We start from the raw sequence: 1,366 nt of genomic DNA on the forward strand, positions 1-1,366 counted from the left end.
CATCGGTATACATGCGCAACTGGGCGGAGGGGGACGGCTGCCCGGTGGTCTCGTCGACGAAGTCGTAGGTGAGCTCGAGTTCCAGCGTGTACGGGTGCTTTTCCTGTACATCCAGGCGCACCTTCAGGCCGTCGTCCACATCGGAGATGTAACGGCCCGGCGCCAGCCGCTGCGGCGCGAACAACCGTGCCAGCCGGTGATAGTTCTCCGCATACAGCCCCATCAGGAAGCCGAAGCGTCCCGGGAGGAAAGCGGATGGGCGTTCGATGACGGCGGTCATGTCGGGCGAGGGTCTCCGTAGGGCTGTCTAATACATGTGACGTTCGATGCCGAGGTACTCGAAAATCTTGCTCGAAATCTCCTCGATCGACGTATGCGTGGTGTTGAGGACCGGAATATTTTCCCGTCGCATGAGCCGGTCGGCCTGCTCCAGTTCCCAGCGACACTGTTTCAGGGTCGCATATCGGCTCCCGGGGCGCCGCTGCTCACGGATCTGCGCAAGGCGGTTCGGGTCGATGGTCAGCCCGAACAGGCGGCTTCGATAAGGGCGGAGACGGGTTGGCAGCTCCAGCTTGTCCAGGTCGTCGTCCGTGAGCGGATAGTTGGCGGCACACACGCCGTAATGCAAGGCCATGTAGAGGCAGGTAGGCGTCTTGCCGGAACGGGAAACGCCGACGAGAACGAGGTCCGATTCGTTGTAATCGACATCCAGGCCATCGTCATGCGCCAGGGCATAGTTGGTGGCGTTTATCCTCGCTTCGTAGCGTTCGAAGTCCACCAGGCCGTGTGAACGGTTGACCGCGCCCGACTGCTTGGTGCCCAGTTCCGCCTCCAGCGGGTCGATGAAGGGGGCAAAGACATCCAGCATCAGTGCCCCGCTGCCGGCGACGATGTCGCACAGGGCACGGGAAGTCATGGTGTTGACGACGATCGGCCGCTGCCCGTCCTGGGCGTACTTGGTCTTGATGCGCAGGGAGGCGGCCTCGGCTTTCTGCGGGTTGTCGATGAACGGCAGGCGGTGGGTATCGAACTGGACCCCCTCGAACTGGGCCAGCATGCTGTTCCCGATGGTTTCGGCGGTGATGCCGGTGGAATCGGAAATGAAGAAGACGGTACGGCGCATCGGGGTTTTCCCAGCGGTTGGTCCATGGGCAAACCTTAGCGCAAGACGCCGCCATAACAAGCGACCCCTCATGATCCCTGAACGTTTGTGCATCGCGCCTTGTTTCCACGGTGACAGGGCTACCACAATGCGCGGATTTCTAGCGCGGCCCGCCGCAATACCGACGAACCGATGTGAGGACTTTCCTTTGAGCGACCTGGTACTTTGGCTCGACGCGCTGCGCATGACCGATCTGGGCAAGGT

At 61.6% G+C, this 1,366-nt stretch carries 2 protein-coding genes; both read right to left on the reverse strand.

All coding sequences use genetic code 11. The features are described from left to right. Positions 1 to 280, reverse strand: a 280-nt coding sequence (locus tag AC1DT2_RS23470; RefSeq protein ID WP_477299084.1) for a DUF1249 domain-containing protein, incomplete at its 3' end; no start/stop codon positions are given. A 27-nt stretch (positions 281 to 307) separates the two neighbouring features. Beyond that, a complete protein-coding gene (gene ppsR / locus AC1DT2_RS23475) occupies positions 308 to 1,123 on the reverse strand; it encodes a posphoenolpyruvate synthetase regulatory kinase/phosphorylase PpsR (RefSeq protein ID WP_046966780.1) in 816 nt (271 codons plus the stop codon). Positions 1,124 to 1,366 lie beyond the last annotated feature (243 nt).

The organism is Luteibacter sp. P4_E6, assembly GCF_056401535.1.

Bases quoted from the DNA above. Each gene is read 5' to 3' on its own strand.
- ppsR (WP_046966780.1), bottom strand. From the start codon at position 1,123: ATGCGCCGTACCGTCTTCTTCATTTCCGATTCCACCGGCATCACCGCC.